At 53.5% G+C, this 16,071-nt stretch carries 19 protein-coding genes and 1 riboswitch; of the genes, 7 read left to right on the top strand and 12 right to left on the bottom strand.

Annotated elements, in window-relative coordinates:
• Positions 1-279: 279 nt before the first annotated feature.
• Both FBY13_RS13725 and FBY13_RS13720 read left to right on the top strand, forming a co-directional pair.
• Entirely contained in the window at positions 280-831 is a 552-nt protein-coding gene (locus FBY13_RS13725) for a thioredoxin domain-containing protein (RefSeq protein ID WP_145394425.1), read from the top strand.
• Between the two features lie 44 nt (positions 832-875).
• The gene (locus FBY13_RS13720; RefSeq protein ID WP_145394424.1) at positions 876-1,289 is read left to right on the top strand and encodes an ASCH domain-containing protein; all 414 of its coding nucleotides are present in this window, start codon (positions 876-878) and stop codon (positions 1,287-1,289) included.
• An 80-nt stretch (positions 1,290-1,369) separates the two neighbouring features.
• Here FBY13_RS13720 and FBY13_RS13715 read toward each other — a convergent pair whose 3' ends face one another.
• A complete protein-coding gene (locus FBY13_RS13715) occupies positions 1,370-1,771 on the bottom strand; it encodes an SgcJ/EcaC family oxidoreductase (RefSeq protein WP_145394423.1) in 402 nt (133 codons plus the stop codon).
• An 82-nt stretch (positions 1,772-1,853) separates the two neighbouring features.
• On the opposite strand from FBY13_RS13715, the gene FBY13_RS13710 reads away from it, so the two are divergent.
• The 3 genes from FBY13_RS13710 to FBY13_RS13700 all read left to right on the top strand — a co-directional run bounded on the left by FBY13_RS13710 (position 1,854) and on the right by FBY13_RS13700 (position 3,412).
• On the top strand, positions 1,854-2,228 hold the full coding sequence (locus tag FBY13_RS13710) for a VOC family protein (protein WP_063877017.1): 375 nt from the start codon (positions 1,854-1,856) through the stop codon (positions 2,226-2,228).
• Between the two features lie 55 nt (positions 2,229-2,283).
• The gene (locus FBY13_RS13705) at positions 2,284-2,886 is read left to right on the top strand and encodes a LysE family translocator (protein WP_063877016.1); all 603 of its coding nucleotides are present in this window, start codon (positions 2,284-2,286) and stop codon (positions 2,884-2,886) included.
• Positions 2,887-2,947: 61 nt separating this feature from the next.
• Positions 2,948-3,412 carry a GNAT family N-acetyltransferase gene (locus FBY13_RS13700; RefSeq protein WP_172896870.1) on the top strand — a complete coding sequence of 155 codons (465 nt, stop codon included), beginning with the start codon at positions 2,948-2,950 and terminating at the stop codon, positions 3,410-3,412.
• A 22-nt stretch (positions 3,413-3,434) separates the two neighbouring features.
• Here the strand turns inward: FBY13_RS13700 and FBY13_RS13695 are convergent, their stop codons facing one another.
• The 6 genes from FBY13_RS13695 to FBY13_RS13670 all read right to left on the bottom strand — a co-directional run bounded on the left by FBY13_RS13695 (position 3,435) and on the right by FBY13_RS13670 (position 7,592).
• Complete coding sequence (locus FBY13_RS13695) at positions 3,435-4,397, bottom strand: HesA/MoeB/ThiF family protein (protein WP_145394422.1); 963 nt, start codon at positions 4,395-4,397, stop codon at positions 3,435-3,437.
• A gap of 9 nt (positions 4,398-4,406) precedes the next feature.
• Positions 4,407-5,165 carry a thiazole synthase gene (locus tag FBY13_RS13690; protein WP_145394421.1) on the bottom strand — a complete coding sequence of 253 codons (759 nt, stop codon included), beginning with the start codon at positions 5,163-5,165 and terminating at the stop codon, positions 4,407-4,409.
• A 2-nt stretch (positions 5,166-5,167) separates the two neighbouring features.
• Complete coding sequence (gene thiS, locus FBY13_RS13685) at positions 5,168-5,365, bottom strand: sulfur carrier protein ThiS (protein ID WP_063877012.1); 198 nt, start codon at positions 5,363-5,365, stop codon at positions 5,168-5,170.
• Positions 5,362-6,294, bottom strand: a complete 933-nt coding sequence (locus FBY13_RS13680; RefSeq protein ID WP_145394420.1) for an FAD-dependent oxidoreductase — start codon at positions 6,292-6,294, stop codon at positions 5,362-5,364. The genes thiS and FBY13_RS13680 overlap by 4 nt, the downstream gene beginning before the upstream one ends.
• Before the next feature lie 137 nt (positions 6,295-6,431).
• Positions 6,432-6,551: riboswitch (TPP riboswitch) on the bottom strand.
• 58 nt (positions 6,552-6,609) lie between these two features.
• A complete protein-coding gene (locus tag FBY13_RS13675; protein ID WP_145394419.1) occupies positions 6,610-6,930 on the bottom strand; it encodes an AzlD domain-containing protein in 321 nt (106 codons plus the stop codon).
• A complete protein-coding gene (locus FBY13_RS13670) occupies positions 6,927-7,592 on the bottom strand; it encodes an AzlC family ABC transporter permease (protein WP_063877009.1) in 666 nt (221 codons plus the stop codon). Before FBY13_RS13670 ends, FBY13_RS13675 begins: the two co-directional genes overlap by 4 nt.
• A 100-nt stretch (positions 7,593-7,692) precedes the next feature.
• On the opposite strand from FBY13_RS13670, the gene FBY13_RS13665 reads away from it, so the two are divergent.
• Positions 7,693-8,241, top strand: a complete 549-nt coding sequence (locus tag FBY13_RS13665) for a helix-turn-helix domain-containing protein (RefSeq protein ID WP_145394418.1) — start codon at positions 7,693-7,695, stop codon at positions 8,239-8,241.
• Between the two features lie 22 nt (positions 8,242-8,263).
• On the opposite strand, the gene FBY13_RS13660 is transcribed toward FBY13_RS13665, so the two are convergent.
• The 4 genes from FBY13_RS13660 to FBY13_RS13645 are packed head-to-tail and all read right to left on the bottom strand — an operon-like array spanning position 8,264 to position 12,928.
• Complete coding sequence (locus tag FBY13_RS13660; RefSeq protein WP_145394417.1) at positions 8,264-9,694, bottom strand: ABC transporter ATP-binding protein; 1,431 nt, start codon at positions 9,692-9,694, stop codon at positions 8,264-8,266.
• Complete coding sequence (locus tag FBY13_RS13655; RefSeq protein WP_145394416.1) at positions 9,691-10,470, bottom strand: ABC transporter permease; 780 nt, start codon at positions 10,468-10,470, stop codon at positions 9,691-9,693. Before FBY13_RS13655 ends, FBY13_RS13660 begins: the two co-directional genes overlap by 4 nt.
• Positions 10,467-11,402 (bottom strand): ABC transporter permease, encoded by a 936-nt coding sequence (locus FBY13_RS13650; RefSeq protein ID WP_145394415.1) that lies wholly within the window; start codon positions 11,400-11,402, stop codon positions 10,467-10,469. Before FBY13_RS13650 ends, FBY13_RS13655 begins: the two co-directional genes overlap by 4 nt.
• On the bottom strand, positions 11,402-12,928 hold the full coding sequence (locus FBY13_RS13645) for an ABC transporter substrate-binding protein (RefSeq protein WP_145394414.1): 1,527 nt from the start codon (positions 12,926-12,928) through the stop codon (positions 11,402-11,404). Before FBY13_RS13645 ends, FBY13_RS13650 begins: the two co-directional genes overlap by 1 nt.
• 218 nt (positions 12,929-13,146) lie before the next feature.
• On the opposite strand from FBY13_RS13645, the gene zigA reads away from it, so the two are divergent.
• Complete coding sequence (gene zigA / locus FBY13_RS13640) at positions 13,147-14,379, top strand: zinc metallochaperone GTPase ZigA (RefSeq protein WP_063877003.1); 1,233 nt, start codon at positions 13,147-13,149, stop codon at positions 14,377-14,379.
• Positions 14,380-14,525: 146 nt separating this feature from the next.
• Here zigA and FBY13_RS13635 read toward each other — a convergent pair whose 3' ends face one another.
• Positions 14,526-15,896, bottom strand: a complete 1,371-nt coding sequence (locus tag FBY13_RS13635; protein WP_145394413.1) for an aldehyde dehydrogenase family protein — start codon at positions 15,894-15,896, stop codon at positions 14,526-14,528.
• Between the last annotated feature and the right edge of the window lie 175 nt (positions 15,897-16,071).

Raw genomic sequence — 16,071 nt, 5'->3', positions numbered from 1 at the left:
CTAGCGGTTTTCATCTCGAATCAGTTTGCCGCCTTGTGCCTTCGCGTTGCAAAATAGTGTGTAAGATCATGATTTAACAATCCTGAAACCTTAAACGTTGTGCACATAAAGCGAAACCGTTGAAGGAATAATTTTAGTCTGATTTGCCGTAACGTAAGAGAAATGAGACTAATCCTTATCAGGGTGGATAAACGGCTCCTGAGGTGAATACCCGGCAGAAAACGCGTAAAGTTGCCACAGTCAGTGAACCCGGAACTTAACTAGCTAATGGGAGTTGGGATGAACAACGAAAAGCTAAGAGCAGAACCTCTCACCTGGGGACAGGGACCTCACCTGTTCGAAATTTTTATTGAGCCCACCTGCCCCTTCTCCGTACGCGCGTTCAATAAACTGGATGCGCTTTTAGAGCAGGTCGGTGAAGATAAAATGACGCTTAAAATTCATCTTCAGTCTCAGCCCTGGCACATGTATTCGGGCGTGATCGTTCGCTATATCCTGGCGGCCTCGGTGGAAAGCAAAGCGGCGGCTAAAGCGGTACTTCAGGCCGTTGCCGACCATCGGGAAGCGTTTGAGTTTACAGACCATTGCCGGGGTCCAAATATGGACGTCACGCCCCACCAGCTTCTTGCCAGGCTAAAAGAATACAGCGGCATTGATGCTTACGCCGCCTTTGATCGTCATGATTTGCAAGACCTGGTGAAATGGCACTGTAAATATGCCCGTCAAAACAGTATCCATGTTTCACCGACCTTTATGATTAATGGCCTGGTACAACCGGATATAAGCAGTGGCGATTCGGTTGAAGAGTGGGCACAACGTATTCTGGCCTGACGTAATGCTCCAGCCATTCTGGCCCCGCGGTAAAAGGACTGAGTATGACGATGACGCTTGAACAGATTAAAGCCAAATATCCTGAGGCACTTTGCTGGTCATTTGGCGATTCTCCCGAAATGGCCAATGCGCTGGCGACGCTGGTGCTGACCGGCAAAAAAATCGCCACCTGCAGCTCTCTGCAAGGCTGGTATGAAGATGATGTGAAGCCTCAACCCGGCAGTTACAGCATCATTTTAAACGGCGCGGATAAACCGGTTTGCGTCATCAGAACAACAGGGTTGTTTGTGACGCGCTTTGACCGCGTAACGCCAGAAATGGCGATGATGGAAGGCGAAGGTGACCTGTGCCTTGAGTACTGGCAGCGCGAACATCAACGCTATTTTCAGCGTAACGGCGGGTTCAGCACCGAAATGGAACTGATATTCGAAACCTTCCAGCTGGCAGAAGTGATTTAAAAAAGCCGTTAATTCGCGCCAGCATCCAGCGCGGATTAACGGCTCAGGCCGTTCAGATGACGCGCCCAAAAGCAGCAATGCTAAAGCACGTGATCAAGTAGCGTGGTGCCATAGGAATTATCTACGGTACAGCGCCATTGATTATCACTTTCCAGCCGAAACACATAAGTGGCACGCCGGGTGCTTTCTATCGGCTGTCCCTGCCCATCGGGATAGCGGAGCACCGTTTCCATGATAACCAGCGCGGTTCCCGCCCCTTCAATGACCTCCATCCTGCCCTGCTCCACCACCAGCTGATGCTGAAAATAGTTGGCAATCGCCTCAAAGGCACGGCGAATAGCTACGCTGCCCGTCACGGTCATTCCCGGCTTAATGACCAGGCTGGCATCGTCTGCATAGTGTTTCATCAAGGCATCATAATCACCGGCTGATATCGCCCTGTCGCATAACCTGACAACCTGTAAAACGGGATGGTCATTCATCGGAACCTCCTTACGCATAGCTGGTCAGTAATAAACCGGATGTGATAAGTATATCCCTACCGATGTTAAAAAGGAGTTAAGTATGTTTAGCCATATGGTTGTTGGGACCGATGATATTGCGCAAGCTAAAACGTTCTACGATGCTATTTTCGCGGTTATCCGTTGTGACGATCAGGGCATTGATGCCATAGGTCGCCCTTATTACATTAAAAATAATCAGCGTTTTATCATCACCAAACCCATCAATGGTCAGCCCGCCACCTTTGCCAACGGCGGAACCATCGGCTTCACCATGCCCTCATCCGAGGAGGTGTTTCGCTGGCATCAACAAGGGATTGAAAACGGTGGCACATCGGCAGAAACACCGCCGCAGGTCAGAGAAACAGATGGAAAATGCATCGCCTATCTCAGGGACCCAACCGGCAATAAGCTGTGTGCGTTTTATAATCCGACATAATTTTTTTTAACGCATTTCGTCCACGCTGTGAAAAGACGTTGTGTGCGGGTGAAAGATGGACATTAATCTGGCGGGGTTTCTGCCCGCGCTGCTCCCCATTGCGCTTTCACCCGGCGCAAGTTTCACGCTGGCAATGAACAGTGCACTTACGGCTGGTCGCAAAGGGCTGTTTAAAACCCTGCTCGGCACCGCACTGGGGATTTATACCCATGCTTTACTGATCGGTCTCGGCCTGTCGACGGCACTGGTTGCTTCACCCGCGCTGTTTGGCCTGTTAAAAATGGCTGGCGTACTCTATTTACTGTGGCTGGGCGGGCTTTTATTTATCACTGGCGTCAGGACGAAGACCTTTGCGCTGAACGCGACAGAAAGCGCGGTTACGATCAAAGGTGCATGGCTGGCCAATGTCGCCAATCCCAAAGCTATCCTGTTTTACCTGACGGTGGTTTCACAGTTCGTTGGTAACAGAGCGGGTATTGATGCCTTTCTGACGCTGGCCACAGTGCACATTGCGATCATGGTTATCTGGCTGGCCCTCTTTAGTCAGGCGCTGGTGTTCTCGGCGCAAAAACTGAACCCGGTATCGCTGAAACGCTACGTGAATATGGGGGGCGGATTACTGCTTATGGTTATTGCAGTGCGCAGTCTTACAGGCTGATGTTTTAGCGAAACGGTTATCGACAATTTCACTCAGATCGGGAAGACAGGGGGGAAAACTGATGGCACCTGTTCAGCACTGGCACAAAGACGATTATCGCATTACGACGGATAAATCGCAGATGGATATTGAGGCCATTCACCGTTACCTCACCCGCTCAAGTTGGGCAGCCGGTATCGATTACGCCACCGTGGCACTGTCGGTAGAAAACAGTTTAAATTTTGGGCTGTTTCATCACCACCAGCAGATTGGTTTTGCGCGGTTTATCACCGACTCCGCGACCTTCGCGTACCTGTGTGATGTCTATGTCCTTGAAGAATACCAGGGTAGCGGGCTCGGCGGATGGCTGATTGAATGCTGTCAGTCCCATCCTGTCATTAACACATTGCGCCGACTCTTGCTGTTTACTTCAACCGCCCCCTGGTTGTACCAGAAATTCGGTTATCAGCCAGTGAACAGACCCGATTATGCCTGGACAATAACCCGACCCGACATTTATCAAACCAACCGCAAAGACCAGAATTAATCATCCCGCTTTTTCGTCTGTGTTATCGGTCTGCAATGATTGCCAGCCGCTGACAGCCACGCGCTTCCAGAGCCAGAGCAGCCTGGGCGGCACGAATGCCACTGGCACAGACCAGAACAATGCGTTTGTCCGCGGGCGGCTGCCAGCGGGCGATATGCTGGGGCAATATCCGCGTCACATCGGGAATGACGCTAACAGGCGCTTCGTCGGTCCCGCGTAAATCAACCACACAGTCGTTTGGGGTCAACAGGGCCGAATCGATAAACGGAATTCCGGCTTTTTCAGGTTCGGGCGCATTGTCGAATCGGAACTGACGCAGTTGCCAGGACACAAAATCACAATTAATCATGCAACCCAATGGTGAAGGCGACAAGTTCAACAGGATACTGAGTGCCATCTGCGCCTGTAAAGCACCTAAGGTGGCAACTGCCGGACCCAAAACGCCTGCAGTGTTGCAGTTGCCTGAGGCTTTGGGTAAGTGTGGAAACAGTGCGCGATAGCTTGGCGCACCGCCGCAAAATCCGCCAGCATAGCCTTGTCGCCCCAGCACCGAGGCGCAAACCAGCGGAACACCTCGGGCAAAGCAAATATCGGAAAGCAGGTAAGTCACCGCGAAGTTATCCGCTGCATCGACCACCAGATCGATATCCGTCATTGCCGCCTCAACAATGCTGGCGCGCAACGCCACAGGATATACCTCAACAACCGTATCCGGGTTACGCTGTGCCAGCGCGCGTTGCGCGCAAAAAACCTTCGGCTCGCCAATGTCGGCCGTGGTAAACAGCGTCTGACGATGCAGATTATGCAGCGCCACAACATCATCGTCATAAAGCCGGATATAACCGATGCCAGCGCCAGCCAGCAGTGGCAGCAGCGTGGAAGCCAGCCCACCTGCACCGACCACTAAGACACGCGCAGCTGACAGGGCCTGCTGCCCTTGCTCCCCGACGTCTGGCAGCATTGTCTGTCGTTGATAACGCGACATCACCGCTCCTTAGCTGAACTGGGCCAGCCCGAAGATGGGCGTGGACGCCGCCGCCATGTCGCGGCGTTCCATCATCCCTGCCTGACGTGCCTGATGTCCCGCGTCGATGGCGCCAGCAAAGGCACCAGCCATGCGCACCGGATCGCTGGATTTCGCGACGGCGGTATTCAGTAACACAGCGTCGAAACCTAATTCCATCGCCTGGGCCGCCTGACTCGGCGCACCGATCCCGGCATCAATAATCAGCGGAACGTCTTTAAACCAGGCACGCATCGTGCGTAAGCCCTCAATATTGCGTAATCCCTGCCCGGAACCGATGGGCGCGCCCCATGGCATCAGCACTTCGCAGCCAGCATCCAGCAGTTTCTCGCCAACAATCAGGTCTTCTGTGGTGTAGGGAAAGACATGAAAACCCTCGGCACACAAAATACGCGCCGCTTCAACCAGGGCAAAAGGATCGGGCTGCAAGGTGTCGGCATGACCAATTACTTCAAGTTTGATCCACGACGTGGCGAACAACTCCCGCGCCATATGTGCAGTGGTAACGGCTTCTTTAACCGTATGACAGCCTGCCGTGTTCGGTAATACGCGTTTATGCAGCGTTTTCAGAAGGTCGCGAAATGCGCCGCCTTGGCTTCCTTCACGACGTAAACTGACTGTAATAATGTCTGCGCCCGATGCGCTGACGGCCTGTTGCAAAATATCTGGCGAGGGATAACCCGCCGTGCCCAGTAAAAAACGTGACTGCCCGCTATAGTCGTAAAACATCGTTAACCTCCCTGCATCGGTGATAACACTTCCAGACGACAACCGGCCTCAAGCGGTTGGGAGGAATAGCGTTCCCGGGGAATAAAGGTGCCGTTAAGCGCGCTGGCGACACAGCCCGCATCAATATCTTGTTCCGCCAACAATTCAGCCAGCGTCCGGGCCTGAGTCTCAATAGCAAGGCCGTTCAGTTCTATTTTCATCGCATTCCCTCTGACGTAAGTTGTTGCATAAGCTTCTCGGCCATCATCGGGGCCAATAAGAAGCCGTGACGATACATACCGTTGATGGAAAAAATGCCGTTTTCATAACGAACATCGGGCAGATTATGAGAGTAAGCCGGACGCAAACCCGTACCGCTTTCAATGATGCGTGCTTCGGCAAGGGCAGGATGGATGCTGTAAGCAGCGCTCAACAGTTCCATCATTGCGCGCGCGCTGATCGGGCTGTCATCCTGGCTTTCGACCATGGTCGCGCCGAGCATAAAATGCCCTTGCGCTCGAGGTACCAGATAACAGGGAAAGCGCGGGTGCAGAAGGCGAACCGGCCGGGAGAACGTTATCTCATTCGTCTGCAGGATGACCATTTCACCGCGTACGGCGCGGAGTGCCGGCAGGGATTCCTGGGCATGGATACCACGGCAATCAATAACGTTCCCACTGGGTTTACCGCTGTGAAAATTCACGCCAGCATTGATTAAGCGCGTTTGTAACTGTTGCATTGCCAGACGGGGATCAAGATGGGCTTCTGCAGCGAAAAATAGTCCACGCGCAAAACGGTTTTCCAGCGCGGGTTCGATCTCTGCAGGCATCACCCACTGATGTTCAGACGTCATGTTCGCAAAACGGGTTAATTCAGCACGGTCGCGCGGCGGCGCAATCACCAGCGTGCCCTTCTGTTCAACGCCGCTGACGCGGGCCGACCACCATGCGGCGGCATGCTGGCCCCAGTCCACGACCTGCTGCGGCGCACTTTCCGCTTCGCACCAGGGGGCCAGCATACCGCCAGCCCAGTGGGAAGCTGCCCGGCAATCAGGTAACGTGATGATTTCGACATTTTCGCCGCGCTCCACCAGTAACGTAGCAATGCACAGCCCGGACACACCACTGCCCAGCACCGACCAGCGGCTCATTGCCAGCCAACCTGACAGCGTAAAATCAGAAACAGGATTTTCACTTTGGCCTCTCTGTTTAAATCAGAGACCCGTGATACGAGAAGGGAAAAAGCATGAGCACAGTAAAAGCAGGCTCTGCGGCAAGTATCTGCACTGGGCGAAGATACCCGTCTTCCTACGCCAGTATCAACTGGGTCAGGTTCTAAGGGTCGCTAAGCCGCGCATTGCGCTATTAGCCTCTCAGTCTCTCTGGCGAGACTCCCCTGACGGGTTCTAGTTGTATTTTAAGCTGCGTCTTACGTCAAGGCTGACGCAACAATTTGTCATCAGCGTCTAAGGCACATACAGATAACGCAGCAAGGCGGTCATACAGGCCGCGCCTAAAATGATCACGATCAGCGGCGCTTTACGCCAGGCAAGAAAAAGGGCAAACGACACACCCAACAACCTTGCCATCCCGGCAAAATGCTGGCCTTCAAACAGGGTGGTGGTAGCCGCTACGGCCAGTAACAGCACGGTTGCCGCATCAGATAGCATATGCTGTGTCCGTTCACTGACAGGCAACCTGTTACCCAGTTTGACGCCGGCATAGCGAATGGCATAGGTCCCGGCGGCCAGCAGTGCAATTCCTGCAATAATCATCGGGTGATTCATTTACGCGATCTCCACGTCAGCAGCCCTAACAGGGAAAACAGAACCGGCATCCCTGCGGGAACAAATGGCGTGACCACCAGCGACACCAGCGCACCTGTCGTCGCAGGGATACAGGTGCGGGGTTTACGTAGCGCCGGGAAAATCAGGGCGATAAGAATGGCGGGGAAAACGGCATCCAGACCGATAGCGGAGATACTCGGGATAAACTGACCAATCGCGGCCCCAAGCATCACGCTAAATGGCCAGATCAATCCAATACCGATGCCACACAGCCAAAAGGCACTGCGGCGCTGGGCCAGTGTTGGCTGAGAGATGCCAAACACCACACTTTCATCGTTCATGATGTGACAGCCGAACAGGCCTCGCCAGCCCTGACCCACCAAATCTTTAACAGCAATACCGAAGGGGAGATGGCGTGCGTTAACCAGCAGGCCCGCCGCCGCCGCAGTCAACGGGCTGCCACCGCCTGCCACGATGCCAATAAATAAGAATTCTGATGCACCAGCCAGTACGAGAGTCGATAACGCCAGTGGCACCCAAAACGGAAAGCCATCCGCAGTAGCCAGAGAACCATAAGACAGGCCTACAATCCCATCTGCGATACAGACCAGAAAAATCGCTTTAATCACGCCCTTATCGAGCGTCGTTTTTTTTGCCGGCATCAAAATCAAATCCCATATCGAACGTTTTATCCATTATAATGAACATCCAACATGTATTACAAGATGAACGATACGTTCGTTTTAATGAACAGGATGAATGATGAGTACGCCCATTAACATCATTGCCAATAGCTTAGTGAGAGAACGCCAGCGTACTGGCCTGACGCTCGCAGAGGTGGCCCGTCGCGCAGGTATTGCAAAATCGACCCTGTCTCAGCTTGAAGCCGGTAATGGCAATCCCGGCATTGAAACATTGTGGTCACTGTGTGTGGCGTTGAATATTCCTTTTGCCCGCCTGATGGAGCCGGAAGCGAATCGCCTGCAGGTTATTCGCCGCGGCGAAGGTCCAGCGGTGGCCGCCGAGCAGGCTGACTATAAAGCGGTGCTGTTGGCAACCTGCCCACCAGGCGCTCGACGGGATATCTATTTGTTGCACATCCAGCCCGGTAGTGAACGCTGCTCACAGCCGCATTCGCCCAATACCATTGAACATTTAATTTTAACCCAAGGGCGTGCGCTGGTGGGTCCGGTCAATTCACCGGTTGAACTGGCGGTAGGCGATTACATCAGTTATCCGGGCGACAGTGAGCATATTTTCCGCGCGCTTGAGCCCGACACGCTGGCGGTGTTGGTCATGGAGCACGTGTGAAGGCAGGTTTCCCCGCCTTCGTTTACCCATGCGCTGTCATGACTGCGGAACCCTGTCTGAGGGAAGCCAGTGAGATGACTCGATGCGCGCTCTTCTCCAGTAAGGCGAGGTCATGGCTGACCAGCAAAATGGCACAACGCTGCTTTGTTGCCAGCCCGGTAAGTAGCGCCAGCGTCTGCTGTTGAACAAGCGGGTCCAGACGCGACGTCGGCTCATCGGCAAATAAAAAGACAGGGTCCAGTAGCATGACCCGCAGCAGTGAAAAACGCTGAAGCTCGCCACCTGACAAACCAGAAGCCGGGCGGCTCAGCAAATCATGCGCTAATCCCAGTTGCACCATCAGTTCATCACGTCGCTGAACCGTGGCGTGATGCAGACGCAGCACATCATCGATAACCTGTGCCATCGACACGTCAGGTGGAAAAATGGCTGAGGGATCCTGATACAGTTTTTGGTAACGTAACTTACTGATATTGCCAGGCCGTATGACTCTGCCTGCATCCGGTTTTACCAGACCACACAGCGTATCTCCCAGGCTACTTTTACCACAGCCGCTTTCGCCGTAAAGCCCTACGATTTCACCGGCCCGAAAGGTTAAAGCCGCATCGTGAAACAGCCTTTTTCCTGAACGTTTCAGCGAAAGGCCTTCTGACTGTAACACGATGGTTTCATCACAGGGCACCCGCAAGCCTGTTGCCCAGGCCTGCGGTTCAGCCGCCAGCAACTGTTGCGTGTAAGGCTCTTGTGGCCTGCTCAGCACCCGCCTGGCACTGCCCTGCTCAATGACCTGGCCTTTATGCATCACCATGACATCGCCAGCCAGCTGCCTGGCCAGTGCAATGTCGTGCGTGATCGTCAATAAGGTTTCGCCCCGGGCAACCGCCGTGTTCAACAGGCGACCTATTTCATCCCGTCGAGCGACGTCCAGCCCTTTAGTGGGTTCGTCTGCAATCAACATCGTGGCCCCACCAGCACGAGCCGCCGCAAAACAAACGCGCTGGGCCATTCCGCCTGAAAGCTGCCAGGGAAAACGCGCTGAGGCCTGCGTAAGACCCAGATGATCGAGCGCTTCTGCAGTGGACTGCTGGGCGTCATGACGCGGTAAACCCCGTACGTAACGGTAACCTTCTTCAACCTGAGCATTAACGCGCATCGTCGGATCGAGCGCGAGCCAGGGTTCCTGCGGCAGTGATGCAATGCGGTGTCCCCACAGCGCCCGAAGATGAAGCAAATCGGTTTGGAGATCATAGTGTTGCCCGTCGATCTCAACGATGCCTTTTGCGTACAGCCCCTGAGGTAATGCGCCCATGATGGCCTGGGCGAATAAGCTTTTCCCCGATCCGGTTTCCCCGACCAGCGTCATGGGCCTGCCTGGTTGAATGACCATGCTCACAGGCTCGACGATGCAGTGTTCAGCGTAAACGGCGACCTGTTTTATCACCATGCCAGTCATATACGCTCCTTGTTCACCAATAAATTCAGGCCGATCAATACGATAAAAAGCGCCATTACAGGCTGCAGTAAAAGCCAGGGGGCTTCCCAGGCATAGGGAAAGAGTTCTGTCATCATCAGTCCCAGCTCTGGCGTTGGCGGTCGTACGCCCACGCTGATGAATCCCAATGCGGACACCGCCATAATGGCATTGCTAAACGCATACACCGTTAATGTCAGCAGCAAAGGCGCCATTGCTGGCCACAAGTGTCTGCGCAACAGATAGACCATCGAGAAACCAAGCAGTAAAGAGGACTGGACTGCCGGAGACGTAACGACGGGCCGCAAGGCGGCTCGCGTCACACGGAAAAACTCCACCCACAGTACCAGTGAAATACCGAGCCACAACATGCCTGGCGAGTCTGGCGCGACAGCGGCTAACAGCAACACCAGCAACAGACCGGGAAGCGCCAGGCACATATCCGCTAACGCATTGCATATGCGGTCAACCCAGCCACCGTGCCAGGCACTGATGATCCCCGCCAGGGTGCCCATCGTCAGTGCCGTAATGACGCACATCGCCGCCAGCCCCAGCGACAGACGAAGCGCTGCGCTTAAACGGGCCAGCATTGAACGACCAAGGTGGTCATAACCCAGCCAGGCCTCTCCAGTGGGAAGCTGTAACATCTGCAGCAGGTCCTGTTGCACGGGGTCCCCGGAACTCAACAGTGGCACCAGCCAGGCGAACGCGAGCAACAACAGGAGGAGAGTCAGACCCGTTTTTTGACGGTAGGTCATGCGCGTTTCCCCCTTGGGTCCAGTACGTAACACAAGCCATCGACAAGCATATTTAAAGTGACAAACGTCAGCCCCAGTACCAGCGCACAGGCCTGAATTACGGGCACGTCCCGGGCAAAAATCGCATGCACCAGCGCATGGCCAATACCCGGCCAGGCGAACAGCGTTTCGACCACCACTACACCTTCCACCAACCAGACAAACTGCATACCGAGCCAGGTCACGACCGGCACGCTGAGGTTGCGTAAACCGTGGCGCCAGAACAGACGCGAACCAGACAGTCCTTTCTGTGCCCCCCAGCGATACCAGGTTGCGGTGACGGCCTGATGCGTTGCCTCACGTACCACACGTGCGCCCACGGCACTCAGCGATAACGCCAGGGTCATTGAGGGCAGGATGAAATGTCGCCACTCCCCCTGCCCTGCACTGGGCAGCCAGCCCAGGCGCAGCGCAAACAACACGACAAGCAGCAGGCCCAACGCAAAATGTGGAATCGATTTGAGTATGGCTGCCAGCCAGTTAATGAGCCGGTCCAAAAAGCCGCCTGGATGGCAGCCCGCCCAGAGACCAATCGGTATAGCCAGCAACAAAGTCAGCAACAGGGAGAAGCCGGCAAGCGCAAGCGTTTGTTTTAATTGCCAGGCCAGTTCGTTGCTTACCGGCTCACCCGATACCAGTGAATGACCAAAATTGAAGCGCAGCAGATCCCACAGCCATTGCCACAGTGCGCTTCCCTGAGCAGTGATATCCGCCAGTTGCTGTTGTACTTTGGCGACGGCGGCCAGATCGACCCGATCATAACCATAACGCCCCGATGCAATGCGCCAGGCCATATCACCCGGTAACGCCTGCACCAGAACGAAGGTTAAGATGCCGACGGCGAGAACGACAAAAGCGGCCTGGCACAGGCGCCAGCTGAGTTGTTTAAGCATCACTTCACCCATCTCATATCACGCAGACCGAAATGGCGTTCAAAGGGATCAAGCGTGACCGAGGTAAGATTGACATTGACCGCTGCCGATTGCTGATACCAGGCGATGGGAATCACAGGCAAATCACGCTGTAAAGTCGAAGTAATGACCTCTCTGGCCTTTTGCCTCATCGCAACATCATAACGGCGTGATAGCGTACTGAGCGCCTCACCAAAGGCCTTGTCATGCCAGTTCATCGCGCCCCAGTCACCGCCCTGGGCGCCGTAATCCTGAAGCAGCGTGCCGGTGGGATCGGGTGTTAAGGCAAAATTACGGGCGAACAGCGCCATCTGCAGGCTCCCGTCATGATGACGGGCAGGGATCTCACTGGAGTTGGTTGAATTGATGACGACATCAATTCCAGTCTGACGCAGTTGCTGTTGGATCACCATGGCGATTAACGGCAGTTCCGGGCGATCCGGATAGGTTAACAGCGTGAGCGTAAACCGCTGCCCGTCGCGCACCAGAATCCCATCCCGGCCGGGCTTCCAGCCTGATTGTGTGAGTAATGCTGTTGCGCGCTGTGGTGAGAAATCCAGGGCCGGTAATGCGGGATTGTGCCATTCCGCCATTGAAGGCGGAAACATCTGTGTTGCTGCGCCGGGATAGCGCAATATCGCATTGGCCAGTGCGCGACGATTAATCGCCAGGCTTAACGCCTCTCGCGTGGTTTGCTCTTTAAGAAAAGGATGAGCCAGGTTCAGTTTGAGCATGACCGTTCGCGGCACGGAAACGGTAAGAAGTTGCAGGGATTTTTTTTGTGACAGGCGTTGGCGGCTGGCTGCATCAAGGTTAAAAACATAATCGGCGTCTCCGCTTTCGGCTAACAGTGCGCGGGTTTCTGCACGTCCTGCGGATAAAAATTCAGCGTTAACAACGGCGGGTTTATCCCCCCAGTATCCCTCAAATCTTTTTACGCTCAGCGTCTGAGGCGGTTGGAAACGGACTAACTGGAAAGGACCGCTACCAATGATGCGCGTGACGGCGTTTGCGTTATCCCATGATGCCAGCGCCAGAATTTGTGAACGGCTTTCCGCCAGTACCGCCAGGAGCGGCGTAAAGGGTTCACTGAGCGTAATGGTGACCTGTCTGTCTTCGCCGACGATCGATGTTATTGGGACTTTATCCAGTAAACCCGGCTTACTGCGGGCGATATTCAGTGATTTTACGACACTTTCAGCGTTGACCAGAGATCCATCGTGAAAGTGCGCGTTCGCCCGCAGCCTGAAACGCCACTGCAGACCGTCAGGAGAAGCCTCCCAGCTCTCTGCCAGCGCAGGAACAGGCGCACCTGTGATATCTGTCTCCACGAGTGTTTCAACGACATCCATGCGAAGTAAAATATCACCGGAAAGCGCAGGATCGGTCCCTTTAATTTCGAAAGGGGCCGCAATTCGAACCGGTCTGGTTTCGTCAGCATAAGCACTCAATGAAGCCACTATCAGGCCCGCAATCGCGCTGTAAAACAGGCTTTTAAGTTGTGTCATAATATTTCTGTTTACCACATAATATTTCCCATAATGTATAATGTTATAACATATCATTTAAAATCAAAACCCATTAAAGCGCAGGGAGATTAGAAACGGGTCAGCCCCGCTTCTCGCTGCCAGTGTGCGTTTCGATCATCCTGACAAACAGTGTTGAAAATTACCTTCATTTTGTTATGTTATAACATTATATATAAAACTGATTTGAAGGATAACGCATGGCACACCATTCCCTCCCCGACTTCCAGGACACTCGTTTACCGGTTTCTGTGCTGTCGGGTTTTCTCGGCGCAGGTAAAACCACGCTTCTTAACCACATTCTTAACAATCGTGAGGGGCGACGTATTGCTGTCATCGTTAATGACATGTCTGAAGTCAATATTGATGCGGCGTTAGTGCGCAACGGCGGTGCTGAGCTGTCGCGTACCGATGAAAAGCTTGTAGAGATGAGTAATGGCTGCATATGCTGCACACTTCGTGAAGATCTGCTGCTGGAGGTCAAACGGCTGGCGCAGGAAGGTCGTTTTGATCATCTGGTCATTGAATCAACCGGCATATCTGAACCGCTTCCTGTGGCAGAAACCTTCACCTTCGCCGATGAGGACGGTGAAAGTTTATCCAGTATTGCCCGACTGGATACGATGATTACTGTCGTTGATGGTTATAACTTCCTTCGTGATTATCGTTCCGTCGACTCACTGCAGGCGCGCGGTGAATCCCTGGGCGAAGAAGATGAACGGTCTGTCGTAGATTTACTGATTGATCAAATCGAATTTTGCGATGTACTGGTCGTTAATAAAACAGACCTGATCAGCGAGGAAGATCAACAGACGCTTAAAGCAATGTTGCATTCATTGAATCCGCGAGCGCATATCATCACCAGTCATTTTGGTAACGTCCCACTTGATCAGGTGCTGGATACCGGGCTGTTTGACTTTGATCAGGCAGCGCAGGCACCAGGCTGGCTAAGAGAACTTCGTGGCGAGCACCAATCAGAAACAGAAGAGTACGGTATTCGTAGTTTTGTTTATCGCGCCAGGCGGCCCTTTCACCCCGAACGTTTCTGGCATGCTGTTAACCACCAGCTTGATGGTGTGATTCGTTCCAAAGGCTACTTCTGGCTGGCCAGCCGTCCGGAATTTGCTGCAATGTGGTCACAGGCAGGCGCGGTTGCCCGTCATGGACATGCCGGAAGCTGGTGGGCCAGCATTCCACGTGAGAAATGGCCTCAGGATACTGAGTCTCTTAATTTTATTGCAGAAAACTGGCTGGATGGCATTGGAGATGCCCGACAAGAACTCGTATTTATCGGTATAGAAATGGATGAGAAACAGGTGCGTAGTGCGCTTGACGCCGCGCTCTTAACGCCACAGGAAATGGCCCAGGGGCCCGCATACTGGGTGACGCTTTCCGATCCGATGCCGGGCTGGTTTGAGGATGCGGAATCCTGAGGGTCAGATCCGGGGCGCTTCAGATAACCTGCTGTGGTGAACAGTCAGTCAAATCATTCTGTCGCGCAGTCCTTCAGAATAAACCGGCGCACAACGATGCGCCGGTTTTAGCTGTGAATCCGCAGAACAAACTTCAGTAAGGCTCATTAACGGCGGTTTTTCCATACTGTCTGCACATTACAGAATTCATGCACGCCAAAGTGTGACAGCTCGCGGCCGTAGCCACTCTTTTTGACACCACCGATAGTAACGCGCGGATCGGAAGCGCCATTGCCGTTAATAAAGACTGCGCCCACTTCCAGCTCATCACTCATGCGTGCGGCAACCTCTTCATCAGCGGTCCAGACTGTTGCACTCAGCCCAAAATCGCTGTTATTGGCGATTTCCAGCGCATGCTGAGCATCGTTTGCCACTGCAATTGCCGCCACGGGACCAAACAGCTCTTGTCTGAAAGCGGTCATGTCGTTGGTGACATCCGCAAGGATGGTTGGGGCGTAATAATTGCCCTGCCCTGCTATTTTCTCGCCGCCTAACACCAAACGGGCACCTTCACGCAAACTGGCTTTGACCTGCTCATCGAGCTCATCGCGCAGATCGGCTCGTGCCATCGGACCGATGAAAGTCTGTTCATCAAGGGGATCGCCAATTTTGAGTGATTTGACTGCGTCAACAAAACGCTTTTCGAACTCATCAGAGATGGATGCTTCGATAATAAAGCGTTTAGCAGCCATACAAACCTGTCCGGTATTTTGATAGCGGCCTGTTACTGCCGATTTTACGGCTTCATCAAGGTCAGCATCGGCCAGCACGATAAAAGGGTCCGATCCCCCTAACTCAAGCACCGTCTTTTTCAATGCCGCACCTGCCTGTGCTGCGATAGCTGCACCGGCACGGACGCTACCTGTTACAGCAACAGCTGCGATGCGATCATCTTTGATTGCTGCTGAAACACCCTCGTTATCAACATTAATCACATTAAAACCGCCTTTTGGCAGGTCAGTCGCATCAAACAATTCTGCCATCAGCGTAGCGCTGCCCATGACGTTGGGGGCATGTTTGAGTAGGTAGGTATTGCCAGCAAGGAGCATGCCTACTGCGCCGCGCAGAACCTGCCAGAAAGGGAAATTCCACGGCATAACGGCCAGAATAACGCCGATTGGACGAAATGACTGCCATGCATCAGGAACCTGAGAAGGCTGGTCTGCCAGCATTGCAGGTCCATGTTCCGCATACCAGTCACACAGGTTCGCGCATTTCAGGATCTCTCCTCTGGCTTGTGCAACGGGCTTACCCATTTCAAGGGTAATCATCCGTGTCAGTTCAGGTTCGCGCTCACGAAGTTGTTGGCTCAGTTGACGAAGCACGCTTACGCGGGTTGCCATGCTGCTTTTCCGCCACTCTTTGTAAGCCGTTGCGCTGGTATTTAGCGCTTGCTCCAGTTCAGAAGCGCTTTGCATTGGGTATTGGGCAAGAATCTCGCCTGTTGTGGGATTACGTGAAATCGCAAAGTCAGTCATGGACTTGATCCTTTATCAATAAGAGATGCGATCACCATACGCTGGGATGATACTGATGAAAAATGAATAATAGTGAGCAAGTTGTTTATAAAAAGTGAAAGGGGAATTTATAAAGAGAATGATCCTTTGATAAAACCATTATGATCGACTTTCTCGCTATGCTTTCAGCAAAGGC

The organism is Pantoea sp. SJZ147, assembly GCF_007828605.1.
Lineage (GTDB): Bacteria > Pseudomonadota > Gammaproteobacteria > Enterobacterales > Enterobacteriaceae > Pantoea > Pantoea allii.
The sequence above is the reverse complement of the archived record's forward strand: the minus strand, read 5'-3'. Positions and strand labels throughout refer to the sequence as shown.